Consider the following 1,142-nt stretch of genomic DNA (forward strand, 5'->3'; position numbering starts at 1 on the left):
CCTACACATCAGCCTCACTGCTTAGACGGACATCCATCAGTCCGCGTCACTACCCTGCTGCGTCCCCCCATTGCTCATAACGGCTTACGGTGGTACAGGAATTTCGACCTGTTGTCCTTCGACTACGCCTTTCGGCCTCGCCTTAGGTCCCGACTTACCCTGAGCGGACGAGCCTTCCTCAGGAACCCTTAGGCTTTCGGCGGATCAGATTCTCACTGATCTTTTCGTTACTCATACCGGCATTCTCACTTGTATAATGTCCAGCGCTCCTTACGGTACACCTTCAACCCTTATACAACGCTCCCCTACCCCTGATGCAAAGCATCAAGCCATAGCTTCGGTGGTGTGTTTAGCCCCGTTACATTTTCGGCGCAGAGTCACTCGACCAGTGAGCTATTACGCACTCTTTCAATGGTGGCTGCTTCTAAGCCAACATCCTGGTTGTCTGTGCAACTCCACATCCTTTCCCACTTAACACACACTTGGGGACCTTAGCTGATGGTCTGGGCTGTTTCCCTTTTGACAATGGATCTTAGCACTCACTGTCTGACTCCCGGAAGTAAGTCTATGGCATTCGGAGTTTGACTGAGCTTGGTAACCCTTGCGGGCCCCGCACCCAATCAGTGCTCTACCTCCACGACTCTGTTTTCCGAGGCTAGCCCTAAAGCTATTTCGGGGAGAACCAGCTATCTCCGAGTTCGATTGGAATTTCTCCGCTACCCCCACCTCATCCCCGCACTTTTCAACGTGCGTGGGTTCGGGCCTCCAGTGCGTGTTACCGCACCTTCACCCTGGACAGGGGTAGATCACCCGGTTTCGGGTCTACGTCCACGTACTATGTCGCCCTATTCAGACTCGCTTTCGCTGCGGCTCCGGCTCTTCACCTTAACCTTGCACGGGAACGTAACTCGCCGGTTCATTCTACAAAAGGCACGCCATCACCCCTAAAACGGGCTCTGACTTTTTGTAAGCACACGGTTTCAGGTTCTATTTCACTCCCCTTCCGGGGTGCTTTTCACCTTTCCCTCACGGTACTGCTTCACTATCGGTCGCTAGGAAGTATTTAGCCTTGGCAGATGGTCCTGCCGGATTCATACGGGGTTTCACGTGCCCCGCACTACTCGGGATACATCTCGGAGAGA

1 rRNA gene is annotated in these 1,142 nt (G+C 53.6%); it reads right to left on the reverse strand.

Features of this window, described 5'->3' with window-relative positions:
• A 23S ribosomal RNA gene (locus tag HP548_RS04410) occupies window positions 1–1,142 on the reverse strand; the annotation flags it as partial.

Origin of the sequence: Paenibacillus taichungensis, assembly GCF_013359905.1 — a bacterium.
GTDB classification, from domain to species: Bacteria; Bacillota; Bacilli; order Paenibacillales; family Paenibacillaceae; genus Paenibacillus; species Paenibacillus taichungensis.